This window comes from Alloalcanivorax sp., assembly GCF_964221125.1.
Classification (GTDB): Bacteria; Pseudomonadota; Gammaproteobacteria; order Pseudomonadales; family Alcanivoracaceae; genus Alloalcanivorax; species Alloalcanivorax venustensis.
In genome coordinates, this window is record NZ_CAXPXK010000013.1 from 1 (window position 1) to 19,210 (window position 19,210).

Below are 19,210 nucleotides of genomic sequence, written 5' to 3' on the forward strand. Positions count from 1 at the left end.
TCGTCGCCCATGTTGTCGAGGATGTCGCAGATCCAGCCGGCCAGTTCGGTGGCGTCGGCTTCATTGAAGCCGCGGCGGGTGATGGCCGGGGAGCCGATGCGCAGGCCGGAGGTGACGAACGGCGAGCGCGGGTCGTTGGGCACGGCGTTTTTGTTGACGGTGATGTGGGCGCGGCCGAGGGCGGCGTCCGCGTCCTTGCCGGTGATGTCCTGCTTGACCAGGCTGAGCAGGAACAGGTGGTTTTCGGTGCCGTTGGAGACCACGTCGAAGCCACGGTCGATGAATACCTTGGCCATCGCCTTGGCGTTCTTCACCACCTGCTGCTGGTAGGTCTTGAAGGCCGGGTCCATGGCTTCCTTGAAGCAGATCGCCTTGGCGGCGATGACGTGCTCAAGCGGGCCGCCCTGGCCGCCGGGGAAGACGGCGGAGTTGATCTTCTTCTGCAGGTCGTCGTTGGCCTTGCCCAGGATCAGGCCGCCGCGCGGGCCGCCCAGGGTCTTGTGGGTGGTGGTGGTGGTGATGTCGGCGATGCCCACCGGGCTGGGGTAGACGCCGGCGGCGACCAGGCCGGCCACGTGGGCCATGTCCACCAGCAGGATGGCGCCCACTTCGTCGGCGATGTCACGGAAGCGCTGCCAATCGACGATCTGGGAGTAGGCGGAGAAGCCGGCGACGATCATCTTCGGCTTGTGCTCGCGGGCCAGCTTTTCCACCTGGTCGTAGTCGATCAGGCCGGTGTCGTTGTCCAGGCCGTACTGGATGGCGTTGTACATCTTGCCGGAGAAATTCGGCTTGGCGCCGTGGGTCAGGTGACCGCCGGCGTCCAGGCTCATGCCGAGCACGGTGTCGCCGGGCTTGAGCACCGCCATGTAGACCGCCGCGTTGGCCTGGGAGCCGGCGTGGGGCTGGACGTTGGCCCAGTCGGCGCCGAACAGCTGGCAGGCGCGTTCGATGGCCAGGTTCTCGACCACGTCCACGTTTTCGCAGCCGCCGTAGTAGCGCTTGCCCGGGTAGCCCTCGGCGTACTTGTTGGTCAGTACGGAACCCTGGGCTTCCATGGCCCGGGGCGAGGCGTAGTTCTCGGAGGCGATCAGCTCGATGTGCTGCTCCTGGCGCTCGCGCTCGGCGTCGATGGCGGCCTGGATTTCCGGGTCGAACTCGGCGATGGACATGGATTTAGAGAACATGGGCTACCTGTGGGTCGGATTGCGGGATCAGGGGCGCGTATTCTAACCAAAAAGGGGCCCGGTTGGCACTTGAGTTGCACTCATTCCGGCAGGAGCCACGCTCACGGAGCAGGCGCCGCCCGCCGCCGGGCGGGCGTGATGCCATTCACATATTTGACGCCCTAAACGACTTTTGCTATTCCCTTAAGGAATAACGGGGTGTGGGTTCGCGGGGTACCTTTTGGCCGCCGAAGAAGGGTTGCTGTCGTTCATTGGGGACATTTACGAGGCGTCGTACCGGCCCGGCCACTGGGGCACGGTCCTCGACCGCCTCTGCCGGCTGCTGGGCGCCAAGTCCGGCGGCATCCACGTGGAAGATCATGCTTCGGGCAAACGGTATCTGCTGGCCAACCACGGGCTGCCCCGGTTCGCCGAGGCCACCTACCGGCTCGGCCTCTCCAGGCATGATCCGGTCTACCGTATTCAGGCCGCGCGCCCGGTGGCGGAAGCGGCCCTGGTGGTGCGGCACGACGAGCAGGTGGCGGAGAACCCGCTTTACTACCGTCTGATCATGAAGCCCAACGATCTGGGCTATGTCGCCGCCATCAGTCTGTTCAACGACACGGAGTGGCATGCCGGCATCGGTGTGCACCGGTCCTTCAAGGCCGAGCCGTTCGGCGACCGGGAACTGCAGTTGCTGAACGTGCTGGCGCCGCACTTTCAGCGCGCGCTGCGCATCGACAAGGCGTTGCAGCAGGCGACACACCGGGCCGCCTCACTGCAGTCGGTGTTGTCCGAGCTGATGCATGGCGTGGTGGTGCTGAACGGGCAGGACCAGGTGACCTACCACAACGCCGCCGCCGAGCGCCTGCTATCCGGGCACGCCGGGCTGCTGATGGATGGCGCCAGGCTTCGCACCTGGTACCCGCGGGATGCGGCGGCGCTGTGGGCCGCGGTGGCCGGCCTGCGGCAGGGCAAGGCCAGGCAGCAGGCGGTGGGCCTGAACCACCCGGACCGGCCGCACCCGCTGATCGTCATGGCGACGCTGCGGGAGGACGCCCCTGAGTCCCTGTCCGGTGTCTACGGCGAGGGTGAGATCGTCCTGTACGTGTCCGACCCGGGCCACCCGTTCGATGCCTGCGAAGAGGACCTGGCCGCCTTGTTCCATTTCACCCGGGCGGAAAGCGGGGTCGCCAGCGCCCTGGTCAACGGGCTGTCGGTGGAACAGATTGCCGAACGGCATCAGGTCTCCAGGGAAACCGTGCGCAGCCAGTTAAAGAGCATTTTCGGCAAGCTGGGCGTCAGCAAGCAGCAGGACGTGGTGCGCCTGCTGCTCAACAGCGGTTTGAACCGGCGGCTCTGAAAAGGGGCACGCCGGTCAGGCGGCGCGGCCTTCCGGGTCGTACCGGTCGGCGGCCACGGCGCGCAGCACGGGCACCCGGTCGCCGTCGTCATCGGTCTGGCCGCTGAGGCGGAAGCTGGCGATCAGTGCCGCCAGTTGCTCGGCCTGATGGCGCATCTCCTCGGCGGCGGAGCTGGTTTCTTCCACCATGGAGGCGTTGTGCTGGGTCATGGTGTCCAGCTCGGCGACGGCGGTGTTGACCTGGCCGATGCCCTGGCTCTGTTCCTGTGCGCCGGTGCTGATCTCGCTGATCACGCGGGTGACCTTGTCGATGCTGGCAACGATGTCTTCCATGGTGCGCCCGGCGTTCTTGACCAGACCGGCGCCGGTCTGGGTGCTGGTCACGGAGCGGTCCACCAGCTCGCGGATCTCCCGGGAGGCGTCGCCGGAGCGGCCCGCCAGGGTGCGCACTTCCTGGGCCACCACCGCGAAACCGCGGCCGTGCTCGCCGGCGCGGGCCGCTTCCACGGAGGCGTTCAGGGCCAGGATGTTGGTCTGGAAGGCGATGCCGTCGATCAGGGTGATGATTTCATTGATCTTCTCCGAGGAGGCGCTGATCTCACCCATGGTGGTTTCCACCTCGCGCATGGCGTCCTGGCCGCGCCGGGCCACCTGCACGGTGGACTGCACCAGTTCGTCGGCCTGACGGGCGGCGTCGGAGGTATTGCGCACGGTGGTGGTGATCTGCTCCATGGAGGCGGAGGTCTGCTGCAGGTTGGCGGCGGACTGCTCGGTGCGCGAGGCCAGCTCCTGGCTGCCCTTGGCGATCTCGTCGGAGGCGGTGTTGACGCTCAGGGTGCTGGTGCGCACGGATTGCAGGGTGGTGTCGATGCGCTCGATAAAGCGGTTGAACTGCTCGGCCAGCTCGCCGATTTCGTCCTTGCGGTGGCTCTGGATGCGGGCGGTGAGGTCGCCGTCGCCGTCGGTGATCTCGCGGATCCGAGCGCTCACCTGGCGGATCGCCTTGGACATCAGGTGCGGGCCGATCAGGGCAATAGCGATCGCCACGAGACCCACCAGGACGGCAAAACCGATGACCAGGGTTTGCTGGCGGCTGATCTGCGCCAAGGTGGTGGCCTCCAGCTCCTGGACGCGCTCGTCCACGGACTGCCCGGTGGCGTCGTAGAAGCCGCGCAGTTGTTCGAAGCTCTCCCGGGACGCCCCGTCGATCTGCTCCATGGCGCCGCCGATGTCTTCGTCCTTGTACATTTGGATCGAACGCGCCGACTCTTCGCGCCAGCGCTCATACAGCCCGTTGAAGGTGTTAACGCTGTCGGACACATCGCCGTAGTTGGCCATCAGACCGGCCACCTGCTGGATGCGCTCCTGGGCCTGGGCGGCGTTTTCCTCATAGGTGGCGATCTGCGTCTCGGCTTCGGGGGTACCGGGAATGCCGCGCAGGTAGGCCATTTCAGCCATGCGCGCCTGATAGAGATCGCGGTCCGCGTTGAGCACCAGGGAGATGGCTCTGTTGAGGGTCGAGGTGACCTCTTCCAGGCGATCCTTCACCGAGTTGACCAGCATGGCGTTGGCGGTCACCACCACCAGCAAAGCCAGGGCCACGCCAATGAAGGCGGCGCCGTATTTGATATTGATGCGGTTGAATTTAGCGAACACAGCACAACTCCTGCTCAGCGCGAACGGGCGACACGGGCCCAAAAGTAAAATCATGTTCCGTGGCTGATATCGGCAAGGCGTGCGCGAACTTGAGCCCGGTCGGGCGCGGTACCGGCGGCCCGCGCCACAGGGCACCCTTTCATCCCGGGCCGGGTTCGGTTAGTTTAGGCGCCAACCCGCCCGTGCCCCGTCATACGGGCTTTTCTTACGTTTTCAGGCATCTCTCTTTTTATGGCCCAATACATTTTCACCATGGATAAGGTGGGCAAGGTCGTCCCGCCTAAGAAACAGATCCTCAAGGACATCTCGCTGTCCTTCTTCCCGGGCGCCAAGATCGGCGTGCTGGGCCTCAACGGCTCCGGTAAATCCACGCTGCTGCGCATCATGGCCGGCATCGACAAGGACTACCTGGGCGAGGCGCGCCCGCAGCCGGGTATCAACATCGGTTACCTGCCCCAGGAACCGGAGCTGGACCCGGACAAGAACGTGCGCGAGATCGTCGAGGAGTCCCTGTCCGAGATCCGCGGCGCCCAGGAGCGCCTGGAAGAGGTGTACGCCGCCTACGCCGAGGAAGACGCGGATTTCGAGAAGCTGGCCGAGGAGCAGGCGAAACTGGAAGGCATTATCGAGGCCACCGACGCGCACAATATCGAGCGCCGCCTGGATATCGCCGCCGACGCCCTGCGCCTTCCGCCCTGGGACGCCAATGTAGCCAACCTGTCCGGTGGTGAGCGCCGCCGGGTGGCACTGTGCCGCCTGCTGATGAGCGCCCCGGACATGCTGCTGCTGGATGAGCCCACCAACCACCTGGACGCCGAGTCGGTGGCCTGGCTGGAGCGCTTCCTGCACGAGTTCTCCGGCACCGTGGTGGCGGTGACCCACGACCGCTACTTCCTGGACAACTCCTGCGAGTGGATCCTGGAACTGGACCGGGGCCACGGCATTCCCTGGAAGGGCAACTACTCCTCCTGGCTGGAGCAGAAGGAGCAGCGCCTGGAGCAGGAAGAGAAGAAGGAAAGCGCCCACCGCAAGACGGTGGAGAAAGAGCTGGAATGGGTGCGCCAGAACCCCAAGGGCCGCCGCGCCAAGAACAAGGCCCGGGTGAGCGCCTTCGAGGAGCTGGCCAGCCAGGACTTCCAGAAGCGCAACGAGACCCAGGAACTGTACATTCCGCCGGGCGAGCGCCTCGGCGAGAAGGTGTTCGAGATCAACGGCGTCTCCAAGCAGTTCGACGGCAAGCTGCTCTATGAAGATCTGAGCTTCTCGGTGCCGCGCGGCGCCATTGTCGGCATCATCGGCCCCAACGGCGCGGGTAAGACCACCCTGTTCCGTATGTTCGCCGGTGAGGAAACGCCGGACTCCGGCGACATCGAGGTGGGCGACACCGTGGACCTGGCCTACGTGGACCAGAGCCGCGAGGACCTGGACGCCAACAAGACCGTCTGGGAAGAGGTGTCCGACGGCAACGACATTCTGCGCATCGGCAACTACGAGGTGCCCAGCCGCGCCTACCTGGGCCGCTTCAACTTCAAGGGCGGCGACCAGCAGAAGCGGGTCGGCGACCTGTCCGGGGGCGAGCGCAACCGCCTGCACCTGGCCAAGCTGCTCAAGCAGGGCGCCAACGTGCTGCTGCTCGATGAGCCCACCAACGATCTGGACGTGGAAACCCTGCGGGCGCTGGAAGAAGCGCTGCTGACGTTCCCCGGCTGCGCCATCGTGATTTCCCACGACCGCTGGTTCCTGGACCGGGTGGCCACGCACATCCTGGCGTTCGAAGGCGACGCCCAGGTGGAGTGGTTCGAGGGCTCCTACACCGAGTTCGAGGAATACCGCCGCAAGCAGCTCGGTGACGAGGCCTTGCAACCCAAGCGCATGAAGTACAAGCGCATCGAGGTTTAACAGGGAGCGACTGAGAGCCCATGGCGAATCCGGATCTGGAAACCCCCGAGTTCATCGAACGCCTGCGGGCGGGTGACCGGGCTGCGTTCGCTCTGGTGGTGAAGCACTACCATCCGCGTCTGCTGGGCGCCGCGCGGACGATGCTTCAGCCGGCGGACGCGGAAGAGGCGGTCCAGGATGGCTGGATCGCCGCCCACCGGGCCCTGCCCAAATTCGAGGGTCGCAGCGCCCTGCTCACCTGGCTGACCCGCATCGTGATCAATCAGGCGCGCATGCAGCTGCGCAAGGGCGGCCGGGAGGTGCAGTTCGATCCCACCGAAGAAGGCGCCGCCGACGCCCTGGCGCATCGTTTCAACGCCAACGGGCACTGGCAGGAGCCGCCCCGGGCCTGGGCCCTGAGCGGCCCGGACGCCCTGCTCACCCGCGACGAGCTGCAACACTGCCTGGAAAGCCACATCACCGCGATGCCGGACAATCAGCGCCTGGCACTACAGCTGCGGGACATCCAGGGCCTGGATTTCAACGACATCTGTAACATCATGGACGTCAGCGCATCCAATGTTCGAGTCCTCGTGCACCGCGCCCGCGCCCGCTTGTTCGAGATGGTGGATCGTTTTCAGGAGACCGGCGAATGTTGAAATGCCAGGAAGTGGAACTGCGCGCCGACGCCCTGGTGGACGGTACGCCGTTATCACGCCGCGAACGCATGGCTCTCGGCATGCATTTACTTATGTGCCGCCACTGTCGGCGCTACGTGCGTCAGTTACGCGCGCTTACCGCCCACCTGCACCATCGCGAACCCACGGCCGCCCACGACGACCAAGTCCAGGCAGTCCTTGACGGCGTTTATCACAGCAAGCAAACCACCGACGGCGGCTGAAACGCACGGCACGCACCCGCTAACCGTCGACCTTTACAATCGCCTCGGCCACGCCTTCGAGGCTCGGATCGCACACATCCGGCCGCGGCGCGTGTGCCGGGAAGGCTATGCCCCCGCGCGCCACGAAAGCGCCCCGGCACCCCGCCGCCATGGCACCGATGATATCCCAGTCGTGCGCCGCCACCATACGCAGTTCCGGCATGCTCACCTGCATATGGTGGGCGACCATGCGATAGGGCGCCGGGGCCGGTTTGAAGCGGCGGGCCTCGTCCACCGACAGAATCGCCTCAAAAAACGTATCTAATCCGGCATGCCGCAGCTGCGCTTGAGCCACGCTCGGGGCTGAGTTGGTCAGCGCCGCCAAGCGAAAACCGGCGGCCTTCAAGCGTTCCAAGGCCGGGCGGGCATCGCCGTGGGGGGCCAGCTGCTGCATACGCTGCAAGATGCGCTGAAGCTCATCGTCAGCCGGTCGCAATCGGTGTCGGGCGGCCACCTGATCCAATGCAACGCGGGCCAACAATGAAAAATCGCGGTAGTCCTCCACAATGGTGGCGGTCATCGACAGGCTGAGCAATTGCGCGAACCATTGGCTTCTGGCCAGCGCATCGCCAAAGGTCGACTCAAAAAGGTCATCAAGGCCGCCCAGATCCAGCAGCGTTTCGTTGACGTCGAAGACGATCACGCGTCGTGCCATCACAGCGCTCCCTTACAGAGTTCAAGTATCGCGGGGCGTCCGCACCACGGCTAAAAAGCCGGCCAGCATGTCCTCGGCCAACGCCAGGCGTGCGGCTGGGTTGAGCCCCGGTCTCTGAAGAATGACCCGCAACCCCATGATCTGACTCTGCAGATAACGAGCCAGCCGAGGGCCATCGATGTCCGCGGGTATTTCCCCGCGCGCCGACGCGGCTTCAAGCAGCTCTTTGAATCCGGATTCCGTCTGGCTGAGAAACGCTTCCGCCCGCTGAACAATCACCGGTTGGGTTTCGGCGGCTTCGAGCAGAGACCTTACGATCAGACAGGCCCTGCCCACGCCGATGGACGCCGTGCCTTTCGCCAGAGCCTGAAAATAGGCAGCAAGCCCCTCCGCCAAAGGCCGATCGCTCATCAAGGTGGCAATCTCTTCCTGCATCCCGGTCGCATACCATTCCAGGGCGTCCAGGAACAGCTGCTCTTTACTGCCAAAGGCGGCATAGATGCTCCCTGGCCGCATATCCAGACCCTCCTCCAGGTCCTTCATGGACGTACCCAGGTATCCGCGGGACCAGAACAGGTCCATGGCACGGTCCAGGGACTCGGCGCGGCTGTAACGGGAGCGACGTGACATACCTACTCGGGGTTGAGGAACATGCTTGCAATCTTAACTTGAATGATCGCTCAACAACAGGTAGCGTAATTGGCATCGCTTACTGGCGCGAGACCCGCGCCATGATCAAGGAGAGACGCATGACGGATTTCAAACTCCATGATGAGACCAGCGCCCCGGAAGCGGCTCGCCCCCTATTGGAAGGCTCAAAAAAATCATTCGGAATGATCCCCAATCTTCATGCCGTGATGGCCGAGGCACCCGGATTGCTGGAGGCGTATCAGACCCTCCACCGGCTGTTCAGCGAATCGAGCTTCAATGCCGACGAGATCACCGTGGTCTGGCAAACGATCAACGTGGAAAACGAGTGCCACTATTGCGTGCCCGCCCACACGGGTATCGCTAAATCGATGAAGGTGTCCGATGAAGTCATCGATGCGCTGCGCGAAGAAACCGCCCTGCCCGATGACAAGCTGGAGGCGCTCCGCACCTTCACGCTCAAAGTGATGCGCCAGCATGGAAACCTGAGCGAAGAAGACGTAAAGACATTCTTGGATGCCGGCTATCAGCAGCGTCATGTACTGGAGGTAATTTTGGGCCTGGCTCAAAAGGTGATGAGCAACTACACCAACCATCTCGCTGAGACGCCGGTTGATAAACCCTTCGAAAAGTTTTCCTGGGAAAAGAAGCGCTGATCGATCTGGAATTCAATCCCCCTTATTGCCCCGCTTTCGCCATTTTGCGGGGCTTTTTTTATTATTGGGTCGTGGAAGTGGATTTTCGTCTTATAAAAAAAGCGGCCTTGACGCTTGCACGCCAAGGCCGCTCGAGGGCAACCAGACCAGGCCGCGGGACTACCGACCAAGAAACTGCATAGAATCCGCCGAGTTCCGCAACGCATAGCGTGCCGGGGCGCCATCATCCGGGGAAAGAATATACAGAGTGTCCTCGCCATCGAAAGCGATCCTGCTGACATCCCAGGTCCCCTGCTCCACCGACCTGGATACCCGCTGCCCGTCGACCACTGCTTCATCAATCAGCTGATAGCACAGCTCAGCCGTGGACTCGTCCCGGTAAAGCACCAGGGACGAAGACGACGGGCCGGCGGGTCCGTTTACGGCAAGGCGGTTAATCTCGGCCTCGCCGGAAATACTACCGCTCGCGGTAACGGCACCGGATACAGAAAGAGCGGCAATCATGCTTAGGGTTAATGTTAAGGTTTTCATAATCCAACTCCTTTTTGAGTATTGCTAAATCCAATCCTTGGATGAAAGGAGCACCACTTCGTTACACCTTTCGCCGATATAAATCCAAATACAAAAATAAAAATATCAGTGTAACGCGACGCCCTATGATGCATCTGATCCAATCGGGACAACTGAAATAATGGAGTCGATCATGGAGAAAAAGCTTGGCGCATCATTACTTCTACTGAGACTGGGAATTTTTGTAGTGATGCTCATGTGGACTTTGGACAAGTTTCTTAACCCTGGCCATGCCGGCAAGATATTCTCTAACTTCTACGGCATAGAAGGATTGGGAAGTGGTCTTTTGACTGTGGTCGCCGCACTGCAGATGGTCGTTATCATCGCCTTCCTTTTCGGTGCGCTACGTCGCTTGAGTTATGGCCTGGTTCTCGCCATGCATACCGTTTCCACACTGTCCTCCTGGCGGCAGTACCTGGACCCGTTCGACAACCTCCTGTTCTTCGCGGCCTGGCCCATGCTGGCCGCCTGTATCGCGCTTTACCTTCTGCGTGACCACGACAACCTTCTGAGCATCAATAAAGGAAAATAACAATGAACCGCTTAGTGACCTTCGCCAATCGCATTCACGACCTTCTCGATAGGACCAGGAAATGGGACTTCCTGGCGCCGCTCCTAATACGGCTTTTTCTCTCTGTCGTGTTTATTTCCGCAGGCTGGAACAAATTGGGCAGTTTCGATTCCACCGTCGCCTGGTTCGGCAACCCCGACTGGGGGCTGGGCTTGCCTTTCCCCGCTGTTATGGCATTCCTCGCCACCGCCGCGGAATTGGTGGGTGGATTCTTTCTACTCGCGGGCCTGGCCACTCGCTACTTCGCCGTTCCCTTGATGATCACCATGCTGGTAGCGGCCTTTTCCGTGCATTGGGACAATGGCTGGTTCGCGATAGCACCATCGAACCCGGAAACCAGCATGGCTCAGCCATTAGCGGCCGTTGGCATCCCCGCGGCCCAGCAAAGCCTGGAAAACAGTGAAGAAGTAGGAAAGCGGCTGACGGCAGCCAGAGGCCTGCTCCGTGAGCATGGTCAGTACAGATGGCTCACCGAGAAAGGCAACTTTGTCGTTCTCAATAACGGTATTGAATTCGCGGCGACCTATTTCATCATGCTGCTAGCGTTATTCTTCCAAGGTGCTGGCCGCTTCGTAAGCCTGGACTACTGGATCGCCAAACGCTTCCGCCAACAGCGGGCCTGAGAACATGATCTGCTTGCCCTGCCTGATCGAAAATTTGCGCAGCCCCGGCGTGTTACGCCGGGCCCTGCGCACCAGCCTTCTGGTCGGCACCCTGCTTGTCCTGATCAACCATGGTCCTACCCTCTGGCAGGGCTTGCTACCACCGTTGTGGCAATTGTTGCTGACCTATCTGGTACCGTGGGGAGTGTCTGCCTGGAGCAGTATTGCCGCCATTCGCCAGAATCATTAGTTGTCGACTTCAACGCCCGGCGTGGCCCGGTCGCCGGCCACCCACTTGGCGCTGTCCATCACATCGAACGCCAGACTGATGCCATTGACCACCACCAGCAACACCGCCAGCCCCAGTTCCAGGGCACCCGCTTCAGCCCGGAAGCCGCTACCGGCCAGCAGCATCAACAGATAGATTTCCAGCGGCCCCCAGGCAATCAAGTGCGGAATCGATAGCACCTTGTTCATGCCTCGGTAGATCCACATCAAGGGCCCATTGGTGGCCACCACAACCAGCGCCGCCAGCGCACCGGCCACCCCCACCCGGGTATCGAGCAGAAAAAACGGCAGCACATTCACCGGCACCAGAATGCCCGCCACCCAGATCTGCACCCACAACGGCAGGCTGCGCAACGAACGCCAGATATCATTAAGACGGTCCATACTTACCCCGATAGGTTTGCTGATTTCCACAACGGATGCGGGCAATCCAGGTTTGTTACATACGCCGGCCACCACCACGGCTGCACCTAATGGATTCCGGCTATGAGGAATCAGCGGACTTTGCGCTGGTGTCGGGATGAGGCCTATAAACCGTCCGCGCTTAACAACACATGCAGCAGGTTATCCTGAAAATTCACATTGCCGGTAAGCCGGTCGTGATGCTCACAAAGGAAGAATGCACTGCGAGCAGGAAAATGGATAAAGCGGTGGCGGGGAACGGCCGGGTTGAGCACATTGCGCGCCAGCAGCGATGCCTTGGTGACCACCCCATCGCCAGGCGCCAGCATCCAGCGCTGATAGTCCCGGCCGGAGACGGAGTTCGCCACCTCGCGCGGCCATAAGCGCAAATGGGATTCTCCATCGATTTCCTCCACCAGGAAGCGGCTGGGGGTTGGGTGGCAATCACCACCAAACTGGTGAATCTCGGTCTGCGACGGCGGCGCCGGCACGGTCAGCGCCCAGGAGAACCGCCGCGCCCTTTCCAGATAAAGGTGGCTGGCCCGCTGCAACGCCTGCACCCGCGCCTTACCCAGCCGTGCCTCCAGTGCCGGATCCCAGGGGCCGATCTGAAAACGCTTCCAGATATAGATATCAAACTGGTCACGGGTTAGCGGCTCGCCGGTTTCAGTGACCAACCAGGGCGTCAAGGCATGGGGCATGAGCTGGTACACGGAGGGGAACGACAGCATCACCTCCGCCGGCACCCGGCGCAGCCCCACCCGCTGCCCTTCCAGCAACGAGGTCATGGCGGTAATCGACCCCAGGTTCGGGGTACCCAGCAGGATCAGGCGATGAATCCGCTCGGCGCCCACGCCGCTGACCGGGAAGTCGTTGCTGCCCAACACATCCACAGTGCCGTAACGCATGTAATACCGCAGGACCAAGCCACCCATGGAGTGGGCGATCACATCCACTTTCAGCGCCGGATCATCGTGATCCCGACGAATTTGCTCGATCAGCCCATGCAGCTGGCGGGCGGTGGCCAAATTGTCCTGTCGCCAGTCGTAGGAGAAGACATAGTAGCGTGCCGCCGGGCCGTCCACCGATGCACCAGGCTCTGTACGCCGATAGCCGGCGGCATCTTCCAGCGTGCGTACAACGCGACCGTAAAAATCCCGCCCGGCGACGCCATCGAACAGGCCAGTCACTTGCAAGGCATCCGCCCGGGTTTCACCGGGCAGAGGCAGCGCCAGGTCACCATAATCGGAGAACATCAGCCGCCCCAGACCACCCGGCCAGACTTCCTCACCTGCCTGCCCCTCACCGTCGGCCGCCACCAGGCGACTGCCCATGATGCCGGGCACCACAATCACCGGCGGCGGCACCCGGGTTTCCCGGGCCTCGCTATAAAGCCAGTGCAGATCCGGTTGCGGCTCTGAACAGCCGGCCATCAAGATCCCCACCAGCAACCAGAGCCGCCACATGGCGCTAGCCTGCTGCGCCGGCACAATAGGCGGCGGTGATCGGATGACTGGGATGTTCGAACACCAGATGACAGGCGTTGGACTCCACCACACAGCCACAGCCTTCTTGCATCCAGCAGACTGTCACGCTGTCGGCGATGCGTCGGGCCTGGGCCAGGTTGTGGGTAACCATCAGCAGGGTATAGCGGCCTTTCAGGGAGACAATCAACTCCTCCACCACTTTCGAGGATACCGGGTCCAGCGCCGAGCAGGGCTCGTCCAGCAACAGCACCTGCGGCTCCAGCACCAGCGCCCGGGCAATGCACAGGCGCTGCTGCTGGCCACCGGACAACCCCAGTGCCGACTGCGACAAGCGGCCTTTGACTTCCTCCCACAGACCCACGGCCCGCAACACCTGCTCCGCCCGACGGTCGCGTTCACGACGCGGCACTCCGTGCTCCGCCAGGGGGAAACGCAGATTGTCGATGATGGATAATGGAAAGGGATTCGGCTGCTGGAACACCATGCCGATTCGGCGGCGCAGAGTCGCGGCATCCTGGCTCGCAGAAAGGGCGTCGCCGCCAAGTAAGACCGTGCCGCTGACCCGGCATCCGGGGATGCCGTCGGTCATGCGGTTGATGCTGGCCAGCAGGCTGCTTTTGCCACAACCGCTGGGGCCCACCAGGGCCATCAACTCGCCGGCACGCACACTCAGGCTGGCCTGCTCGATGGCGGCCTGATTGCCGTAATACACCGACACCTGTTGCAGTTCCAGAGTTAGGGAGGTCATTGCCAGGCTCCTTGGGCCGGGTGCAGCCAGCGCCGCACCAGCAGATTCAGTATGACCAGAATGGCCACCAGCACCAGGCCGGTGGCCGCTGCCCGGGGCATGCCGCCAGGCACATTCATGGCCAGATCGTAGATATGCACACTCAAGGCACGGCCGGAATCCAGCAGCGAATCCGGCCGTCGCAGCACATAGCCGGCGGTGAACAGCAGCACCGCGGTTTCCGCCAGCGCCCGGCCAATGCTGAGAATAATCCCCACCGCAATCCCCGGCGCCGCCTGGGGTATCAGGATGCGCCTGACCCAGCCCCAGCGGCTGATCGACAGGGCCTCGCCAGCCTGCCGGTAGGAAAACGGCACCGCCCGCAGGGCCTGCTCGGCGCTGCGAATCATCAGCGGCAACACCATCAGCGCCAATGCCAGCCCCCCACTGAGAATGGAAAAGCCCAGCCCCAGACTGATGGCGAAAAACTGGTAACCGAACAGGCCATAGACGATGGAGGGCACCGCCGCCAGCATATCCAGCGTCCCACCCAGCCACTGGGCACGACGGGTGCCGGCCGGAACCTGTTCACTGAGATAAAGCGCACAGCCCAAGCCCATCGGCGCCGCCACCAACAGGCACACCGCCAGAATCCAGCCGGTGCTGACCAGTAGCGCGGCAATACCGCCGGCGCGACCCGCCTGGCGCGGGTCATCCAGCAAAAAGTCCACGGAAATCACACCAGCGCCCTGCTCCAGCAGGGACCACAGCATTAACCCCATGGGCACCAGCACCGCCAGCAACAGCAGCGCGCCAATCACGCCGGCGAGGCGGTCAGGCCATCTCATGCCGCTCTCCCCGTAAACGCCAGCTCAAGGCCAACAGCACCGCCGTGACCAGTAACAGCAAAAGACCGCTGGCAAACAGCGCCACCCGGTGATCGCCGGTGGCATAGGCCATTTCCAGGGCAATATTGGCGGTGAGGGTGCGCACCGGGTCGAACAGGGATGTGGGCCACCGCACCACATTGCCCGCCACCATCAGCACCGCCATGGTCTCGCCCAGGGCGCGGCCAAATTGCAGTACCAGACCACTGACAATGGCCGGCCCGGCCTGGGGCAACAGCACCCGGCGCAGCATACCCACCCGAGACAAGGACAGGGCCTGCCCGGCCTGCAGATAACGGGCCGGCAACTGGCCAAGCGCGGTATCGGTGACCAGCAGAGCCAGGGGCAGGATCATCAGCGCCAGTACCAGCGATGCGGCCAACCAGGAGGCCCCGGGCGGGGCCAACCGGTTGATCCAGGGCACCAACACCAGCATCCCCCACAGGCCATAGACCACCGAGGGAATCCCCGCCATCAGCTCTACCAGAGTCAGCACCGGCCGGCGGACCGACGGCGCGAAGTAACGTAGCCAGGCCGCCAGCAAGACCGCCACCGGGCCGGCGATCACCAGCGCCAGCACGCTCACCACAATGGAGCCGGCAATCATGGCGGCCATCCCGTAACGGGCCTGACCGGGCTGCCAGTCGTTGCGCCACAGGGCCGAGCCGTGCTCCAGCATAAAAGGGGCCGACTGGATCAGCAGCACCGCGATAATGCCGCCCAGCACCAGCACCGCCGCCGCGCCGGTGAGGCGCAACAGCCAGGTCAACAGCGAATCAGCGTGAAACCGGGAGGAAATAGTAATCATGGTAAATCCCGGCCTGGCCCGGATCGGTAATAAAAGCCAGGAACTCGCTCGCCGCATCCGACAGCTCACCCTGGCTGACCAAGTTCAGTTCCCGGCTTAGCGGGTAATGGCCCTGGTCCACCTGCTCCAGCGTGGCCGGCACGCCGGAGAGGGGCAGCAACCGCAGCGGTGCCCCCGCATCCGCCTCGTAGATGGCGGTGCCGATGGACACATAGCCGATAGCATTCACATCGCCCGCCACCGCTTTGATGCCCTGCTGGTTTTCACCAATGACCATGTCCGGCTTTACCCGATCATTACTCAAACCAAAGTGCTCCAAAAACAGCTCCTGAGTAGAGCGGCCATCCGCCTTGTGGACCACGTTAATGGCAGCATCATTGCCGCCGAATGCGGACCAGCTTTGCTGTTCACCGGTGTAGATGGCAACGATTTGCGCATCATTAAGGCGGGTCACCGGATTCAACGCATTAACGATCATAGCGATGCCATCGCGGCCGATCAGATGCGCGGTGAGATCGCCCTCTTCCGCTTTCAGAGCACGGCTGACCATGCCGAAATCCGCCAACCCCTGACGGGTATCGCTGATACCGCGCCCGGAACCACCGCTCTGAACATCGACCTGCACACCCGTTGTTTCTTCGTAACGCTCCGCCAACTCGGTCATCAAAGGGGCGATGGTGCTGGAGCCGGTGATCACCAAGGAGTCTTCACGTGTTCCACAACCGGCCAGAGCCAACAATGCCATCACCAGGACAGGCAGTTTTATCATTGTCGTTAATTCCCACAATCCGGATTTAATGTCTTTCGATGCGCCGCCTTCACTTTTGTTACAGAACCAATCCATGCAATCAAACAGCAATCCGACACGTCTTAGTAGAAGGATCGAGGAATCCTGCCATGAAACAACACGAGACACAGGACGCAGACTATGAACAAGACTGAAAAGAGAGTGATCAGTGCCGCCGGCGTCGTGACGCTGGGTGCGCTTCTTAGCGGCCAGGCACTGGCTGTTCCGGACCAGCCCGAGGCTTGGGAGAAGTGCGCCGGCATCGCCGAGGCGGGAAAAAATGACTGCGGAGCCCTGAACGGCAAGCATGACTGCGCCGGCATGGCCGACGAGGACAGCGACCCTAACGAATGGGTGTACGTTCCCGAAGGCACCTGCGACAAGATCGTCGGCGGCGAAGTCGCCAAGGTCAAACCCGCCAAGAAGTGATGCTATACCCCCGCCTCCCGGGGCGGGGATTCCGTAGGGAGTCTTTCATGCCGCCATTGCAAGGTGTTGGCCTCGGGCTGCGTTTCCCGCACCTGGATGATCTTCTGGCCAGCGACAACCCGCCACCCTGGATCGAGGTGCTGGCCGACAACTATTTGAGCAACGATGGTGTCGGGCACGCGAAAACGGATGAACTGTGCGCGGGAGTGCCAACGGCCCTGCATTGCGTGGGCATGTCGGTGGCCGGCTCGGAGCCATTGGACGACGGCTATCTGGATCGCGTTTCGGAGCTGGCCCACCGATTCAACGCGCAATCGGTGTCAGATCATCTGGCGTTTTGCCGCCATGGAGCCGCGCACCTTCATGATCTTCTGCCGGTGCCGTATACCCCGGCCACGCTGGATTATATCGCCAGAAGGGTCGATTACATTCAGAACCGTCTGGAGCGGCCTCTACTGCTAGAGAACATCAGTTGCTACGTGCGCTCGGAGAACAGCAGCTGGCGAGACCTGCCTTTCTTGTCCAAGCTCGCCGCACTTACCGGCTGCGGTGTGCTTTTAGACATCAACAACCTGTATGTGAATTCAGTTAATTTCCAGGACTCTCTGGAGACCCTGACAGCCGAGATACCCTGGTCACGCGTGGCGCAGATTCACGTGGCGGGATGCGCGGATCAAGGCGGCTGGCTGCTGGATACCCACGAAGGCACCCCAAAGCCCCCCGTGATGGATCTGCTCGCTCTATGCGCACGGGAGCGACCCTCGGCGCCGGTATTGCTCGAATGGGATCAGAACCTCCCACCGTTATCCGAGCTTCAGGGCCTGAGGCAACGGCTTCAACATCATTGGCTGGGGGCCCGGGATGCCGCCTGACACCCCACAACAACCACCTTTTGCTGAGGTGCCAGAGGAACTGTCGGCTTGGCAAGAGCGGTTGGTCAGCGCCATAACCCATGGCGCTGACGACAGCCTGGCCCCGGCGCCCAGGCTGCGCGCCCATAGCCGCAACCTCACTGGTATTCGCCGGCGGGCCCTGGAGCAGACCTTCCCGCTCGCGAGAGAAAAGCAACCGGATGCTTTCGAAACAATGGTGGGGGCCTGGCTGAGAGCCGGCCTCTCCCGTTGCGCGGACCTGGAGCACGAAAGCGATGCTCTGCTCCGCGCCTGGCGGGCGGGCCACATAGCGGCCATCGAGCCCTGGGATACAAGAAACCTCTGGCACGCACTTCTGGCGGTGGAGCAGTTGCGACAGCTGATCGGTATCGGCGAAGCCGACAAGGCGCCCTACAAGCTGATCGGTGCCCATCGCATCGCGCCCACCGCCGCGGTTCAACGCCTGCCGCACGGTCTCAACGCCGTGCTGGGGAACCCAGCCGCACAGGATGGGCCGGGTTATCTGGTCGTGGCACGCCCACCGAGCGAACAAAGACCGGCGGTCACCGCGATCGATACGGACCTCTACATGCAACTCATTGCCCTTTCCCGGTCGCGCTCGGAACGTCAGCGGCTGCCCACGGCCGCCCGCCGACAGCTTGTCCGGCTAGGCTGGATTCAGGGTTGCCACGATGCGATTTAATCGGGCCAACCTCAATCGCCTGTTTCAGTATGCCTACGCACTCACCGGCGAGAGAGAGCAAGCCGCCGATTTGGTCCAGGACACTCTGGAGAAGCTGCTCCGCCGGGGACGCATGGCGCCGCCGGCGGATTCACCTCTGGCCTTCGCTAAACGTACCTTGCGTAACGTCTTCTACGACCATTGCCGGCACAACGAGGTGATAGAACGGCACCAGCGACAACCAACGGTCGAAATGGATGGGCAGCGCTCTCTGGAAGACATGGTGATTGACCAGGATCAGTTAGCCCACATCTGGTCACGGCTGCAGCCACAGGAACGGGAGCTACTCTATCTCTGGGCAGTGGAAGGCAGAACCATTGCTGAAATTGCCGACCACTTGGAAATACCCAAAGGCACCCTGTTGTCTCGGGTTCACCGGCTAAGGCAAAGACTACAGTCCGAGCCGCGGCACGATGCGCGGGAGGAGCGATGAAAAACGCCCGTCAGACTGTTCGTGATTTTATCGCCAAGGAAACCTTGGATGAAGCGCGAGTGGATGCCTTGATGGCCATGCAGTCCACGCCACAACGTCGGCTATGGCCCGTTTTTACCGGCCTGGGCGCGGTGGCTATAACGGCGGCCCTGCTGATGGTGATATTACTGCCCTCAGGTCTTCTCGAGGAACGTATCGCGGACGAAGTCGCGGCCAACCACCTACGGGGTCAGCCCGCCGAAGTGCATGGCAGCTCGTTCCCCGAGATCGCCGCCTACTTCGACAAGCTCGACTTCCGTCCGGTTGTTCCCGCGATCGCCGCCGAGCGCTGGACACTCACCGGCGGTCGCTACTGCTCGTTACTGGGCCGGCCGGCGGCACAGTTCAACTATCGGTTCGAGCCCGACGGCAGCCTCCATACCCTGTATCAGGCGCCCTACGACCGCGACGCCTACCGGGATCTGCCGCGCCTGGAAGAAGGAGAGCCGCCCAGAACAGTGAGCATGCGCGGCGTCGACGTGGCCATCTGGGTGCAGAAGGGCGTGCTGTTTGCGTTAACCGACCCTCGACACACAGGTCTGTAACATACTCGCGTTGGGTGCATCCAACCTGGAGTCAGGCCACACTTGGCACGTGGAAGCGC

General features: G+C 62.5%; 24 protein-coding genes. 13 read left to right on the plus strand and 11 right to left on the minus strand.

All coding sequences use genetic code 11. The features are described 5' to 3' along the window. Nucleotides 1–1,187 (minus strand): serine hydroxymethyltransferase (gene glyA, locus ACEQZD_RS01545; protein WP_370183547.1); only part of this gene is annotated, 1,187 nt, incomplete at its 3' end. 220 nt (nucleotides 1,188–1,407) lie between these two features. Here glyA and ACEQZD_RS01550 point away from each other — a divergent pair. Continuing rightward, nucleotides 1,408–2,529, plus strand: coding sequence for a LuxR C-terminal-related transcriptional regulator (locus ACEQZD_RS01550; RefSeq protein WP_370183548.1), 1,122 nt, complete (start codon nucleotides 1,408–1,410; stop codon nucleotides 2,527–2,529). A 15-nt stretch (nucleotides 2,530–2,544) separates the two neighbouring features. On the opposite strand, the gene ACEQZD_RS01555 is transcribed toward ACEQZD_RS01550, so the two are convergent. Then, the gene (locus ACEQZD_RS01555; RefSeq protein ID WP_370183549.1) at nucleotides 2,545–4,185 is read right to left on the minus strand and encodes a methyl-accepting chemotaxis protein; all 1,641 of its coding nucleotides are present in this window, start codon (nucleotides 4,183–4,185) and stop codon (nucleotides 2,545–2,547) included. Nucleotides 4,186–4,416: 231 nt separating this feature from the next. On the opposite strand from ACEQZD_RS01555, the gene ettA reads away from it, so the two are divergent. From ettA to ACEQZD_RS01570, 3 genes are read left to right on the plus strand one after another with little or no spacing between them, the layout of a single operon-like run. Continuing rightward, nucleotides 4,417–6,084 (plus strand): energy-dependent translational throttle protein EttA, encoded by a 1,668-nt coding sequence (gene ettA, locus ACEQZD_RS01560; RefSeq protein WP_335628047.1) that lies wholly within the window; start codon nucleotides 4,417–4,419, stop codon nucleotides 6,082–6,084. Between the two features lie 20 nt (nucleotides 6,085–6,104). Continuing rightward, nucleotides 6,105–6,722, plus strand: a complete 618-nt coding sequence (locus ACEQZD_RS01565; RefSeq protein WP_370183550.1) for an RNA polymerase sigma factor — start codon at nucleotides 6,105–6,107, stop codon at nucleotides 6,720–6,722. Beyond that, nucleotides 6,716–6,964, plus strand: coding sequence for a zf-HC2 domain-containing protein (locus ACEQZD_RS01570; RefSeq protein ID WP_370183551.1), 249 nt, complete (start codon nucleotides 6,716–6,718; stop codon nucleotides 6,962–6,964). Before ACEQZD_RS01565 ends, ACEQZD_RS01570 begins: the two co-directional genes overlap by 7 nt. Nucleotides 6,965–6,983: 19 nt before the next feature. On the opposite strand, the gene ACEQZD_RS01575 is transcribed toward ACEQZD_RS01570, so the two are convergent. After that, nucleotides 6,984–7,658 (minus strand): haloacid dehalogenase type II, encoded by a 675-nt coding sequence (locus ACEQZD_RS01575; protein WP_370183553.1) that lies wholly within the window; start codon nucleotides 7,656–7,658, stop codon nucleotides 6,984–6,986. A gap of 21 nt (nucleotides 7,659–7,679) precedes the next feature. Then, complete coding sequence (locus ACEQZD_RS01580; RefSeq protein ID WP_370183556.1) at nucleotides 7,680–8,240, minus strand: TetR/AcrR family transcriptional regulator; 561 nt, start codon at nucleotides 8,238–8,240, stop codon at nucleotides 7,680–7,682. A gap of 167 nt (nucleotides 8,241–8,407) precedes the next feature. Between ACEQZD_RS01580 and ACEQZD_RS01585 the strand changes: the two genes are divergently transcribed. Further along, a complete protein-coding gene (locus ACEQZD_RS01585; protein ID WP_370183557.1) occupies nucleotides 8,408–8,962 on the plus strand; it encodes a carboxymuconolactone decarboxylase family protein in 555 nt (184 codons plus the stop codon). A 159-nt stretch (nucleotides 8,963–9,121) separates the two neighbouring features. On the opposite strand, the gene ACEQZD_RS01590 is transcribed toward ACEQZD_RS01585, so the two are convergent. Further along, nucleotides 9,122–9,493 carry a hypothetical protein gene (locus ACEQZD_RS01590; RefSeq protein WP_370183558.1) on the minus strand — a complete coding sequence of 124 codons (372 nt, stop codon included), beginning with the start codon at nucleotides 9,491–9,493 and terminating at the stop codon, nucleotides 9,122–9,124. A 172-nt stretch (nucleotides 9,494–9,665) separates the two neighbouring features. Here ACEQZD_RS01590 and ACEQZD_RS01595 point away from each other — a divergent pair, with 172 nt between their 5' ends. Genes ACEQZD_RS01595 through nrtS form a run of 3 tightly spaced genes read left to right on the plus strand, consistent with a single transcriptional unit; the run spans nucleotide 9,666 to nucleotide 10,955 of the window. Then, nucleotides 9,666–10,064, plus strand: a complete 399-nt coding sequence (locus ACEQZD_RS01595; RefSeq protein ID WP_370183561.1) for a hypothetical protein — start codon at nucleotides 9,666–9,668, stop codon at nucleotides 10,062–10,064. Between the two features lie 2 nt (nucleotides 10,065–10,066). Next, on the plus strand, nucleotides 10,067–10,726 hold the full coding sequence (locus ACEQZD_RS01600; protein WP_370183562.1) for a DoxX family membrane protein: 660 nt from the start codon (nucleotides 10,067–10,069) through the stop codon (nucleotides 10,724–10,726). A 4-nt stretch (nucleotides 10,727–10,730) separates the two neighbouring features. Further along, a complete protein-coding gene (gene nrtS, locus ACEQZD_RS01605) occupies nucleotides 10,731–10,955 on the plus strand; it encodes a nitrate/nitrite transporter NrtS (protein ID WP_370183565.1) in 225 nt (74 codons plus the stop codon). Here the strand turns inward: nrtS and ACEQZD_RS01610 are convergent. The 6 genes from ACEQZD_RS01610 to ACEQZD_RS01635 all read right to left on the minus strand — a co-directional run bounded on the left by ACEQZD_RS01610 (nucleotide 10,952) and on the right by ACEQZD_RS01635 (nucleotide 16,148). Continuing rightward, nucleotides 10,952–11,377, minus strand: a complete 426-nt coding sequence (locus ACEQZD_RS01610; protein WP_370183566.1) for a hypothetical protein — start codon at nucleotides 11,375–11,377, stop codon at nucleotides 10,952–10,954. The genes nrtS and ACEQZD_RS01610 overlap by 4 nt on opposite strands. A 143-nt stretch (nucleotides 11,378–11,520) precedes the next feature. Next, the gene (locus tag ACEQZD_RS01615) at nucleotides 11,521–12,861 is read right to left on the minus strand and encodes a hypothetical protein (protein WP_370183569.1); all 1,341 of its coding nucleotides are present in this window, start codon (nucleotides 12,859–12,861) and stop codon (nucleotides 11,521–11,523) included. A gap of 4 nt (nucleotides 12,862–12,865) precedes the next feature. Continuing rightward, nucleotides 12,866–13,630 carry a phosphate ABC transporter ATP-binding protein gene (locus ACEQZD_RS01620; RefSeq protein ID WP_370183570.1) on the minus strand — a complete coding sequence of 255 codons (765 nt, stop codon included), beginning with the start codon at nucleotides 13,628–13,630 and terminating at the stop codon, nucleotides 12,866–12,868. After that, nucleotides 13,627–14,457, minus strand: a complete 831-nt coding sequence (gene pstA / locus ACEQZD_RS01625) for a phosphate ABC transporter permease PstA (protein WP_370183572.1) — start codon at nucleotides 14,455–14,457, stop codon at nucleotides 13,627–13,629. The genes ACEQZD_RS01620 and pstA overlap by 4 nt, the downstream gene beginning before the upstream one ends. Further along, the gene (gene pstC, locus ACEQZD_RS01630; RefSeq protein ID WP_370183573.1) at nucleotides 14,444–15,304 is read right to left on the minus strand and encodes a phosphate ABC transporter permease subunit PstC; all 861 of its coding nucleotides are present in this window, start codon (nucleotides 15,302–15,304) and stop codon (nucleotides 14,444–14,446) included. Before pstC ends, pstA begins: the two co-directional genes overlap by 14 nt. After that, complete coding sequence (locus ACEQZD_RS01635; RefSeq protein ID WP_370183575.1) at nucleotides 15,273–16,148, minus strand: phosphate ABC transporter substrate-binding protein; 876 nt, start codon at nucleotides 16,146–16,148, stop codon at nucleotides 15,273–15,275. The genes pstC and ACEQZD_RS01635 overlap by 32 nt, the downstream gene beginning before the upstream one ends. 84 nt (nucleotides 16,149–16,232) lie before the next feature. On the opposite strand from ACEQZD_RS01635, the gene ACEQZD_RS01640 reads away from it, so the two are divergent. The 5 genes from ACEQZD_RS01640 to ACEQZD_RS01660 are packed head-to-tail and all read left to right on the plus strand — an operon-like array spanning nucleotide 16,233 to nucleotide 19,151. Then, on the plus strand, nucleotides 16,233–16,520 hold the full coding sequence (locus tag ACEQZD_RS01640; protein WP_370183577.1) for a DUF2282 domain-containing protein: 288 nt from the start codon (nucleotides 16,233–16,235) through the stop codon (nucleotides 16,518–16,520). A gap of 47 nt (nucleotides 16,521–16,567) precedes the next feature. Then, complete coding sequence (locus ACEQZD_RS01645; RefSeq protein WP_370183578.1) at nucleotides 16,568–17,392, plus strand: DUF692 domain-containing protein; 825 nt, start codon at nucleotides 16,568–16,570, stop codon at nucleotides 17,390–17,392. After that, the gene (locus ACEQZD_RS01650) at nucleotides 17,382–18,095 is read left to right on the plus strand and encodes a hypothetical protein (protein WP_370183580.1); all 714 of its coding nucleotides are present in this window, start codon (nucleotides 17,382–17,384) and stop codon (nucleotides 18,093–18,095) included. Before ACEQZD_RS01645 ends, ACEQZD_RS01650 begins: the two co-directional genes overlap by 11 nt. Then, nucleotides 18,085–18,567 carry an RNA polymerase sigma factor gene (locus ACEQZD_RS01655; RefSeq protein WP_370183581.1) on the plus strand — a complete coding sequence of 161 codons (483 nt, stop codon included), beginning with the start codon at nucleotides 18,085–18,087 and terminating at the stop codon, nucleotides 18,565–18,567. The genes ACEQZD_RS01650 and ACEQZD_RS01655 overlap by 11 nt, the downstream gene beginning before the upstream one ends. Then, nucleotides 18,564–19,151 carry a hypothetical protein gene (locus ACEQZD_RS01660; protein ID WP_370183584.1) on the plus strand — a complete coding sequence of 196 codons (588 nt, stop codon included), beginning with the start codon at nucleotides 18,564–18,566 and terminating at the stop codon, nucleotides 19,149–19,151. Before ACEQZD_RS01655 ends, ACEQZD_RS01660 begins: the two co-directional genes overlap by 4 nt. Nucleotides 19,152–19,210 lie beyond the last annotated feature (59 nt).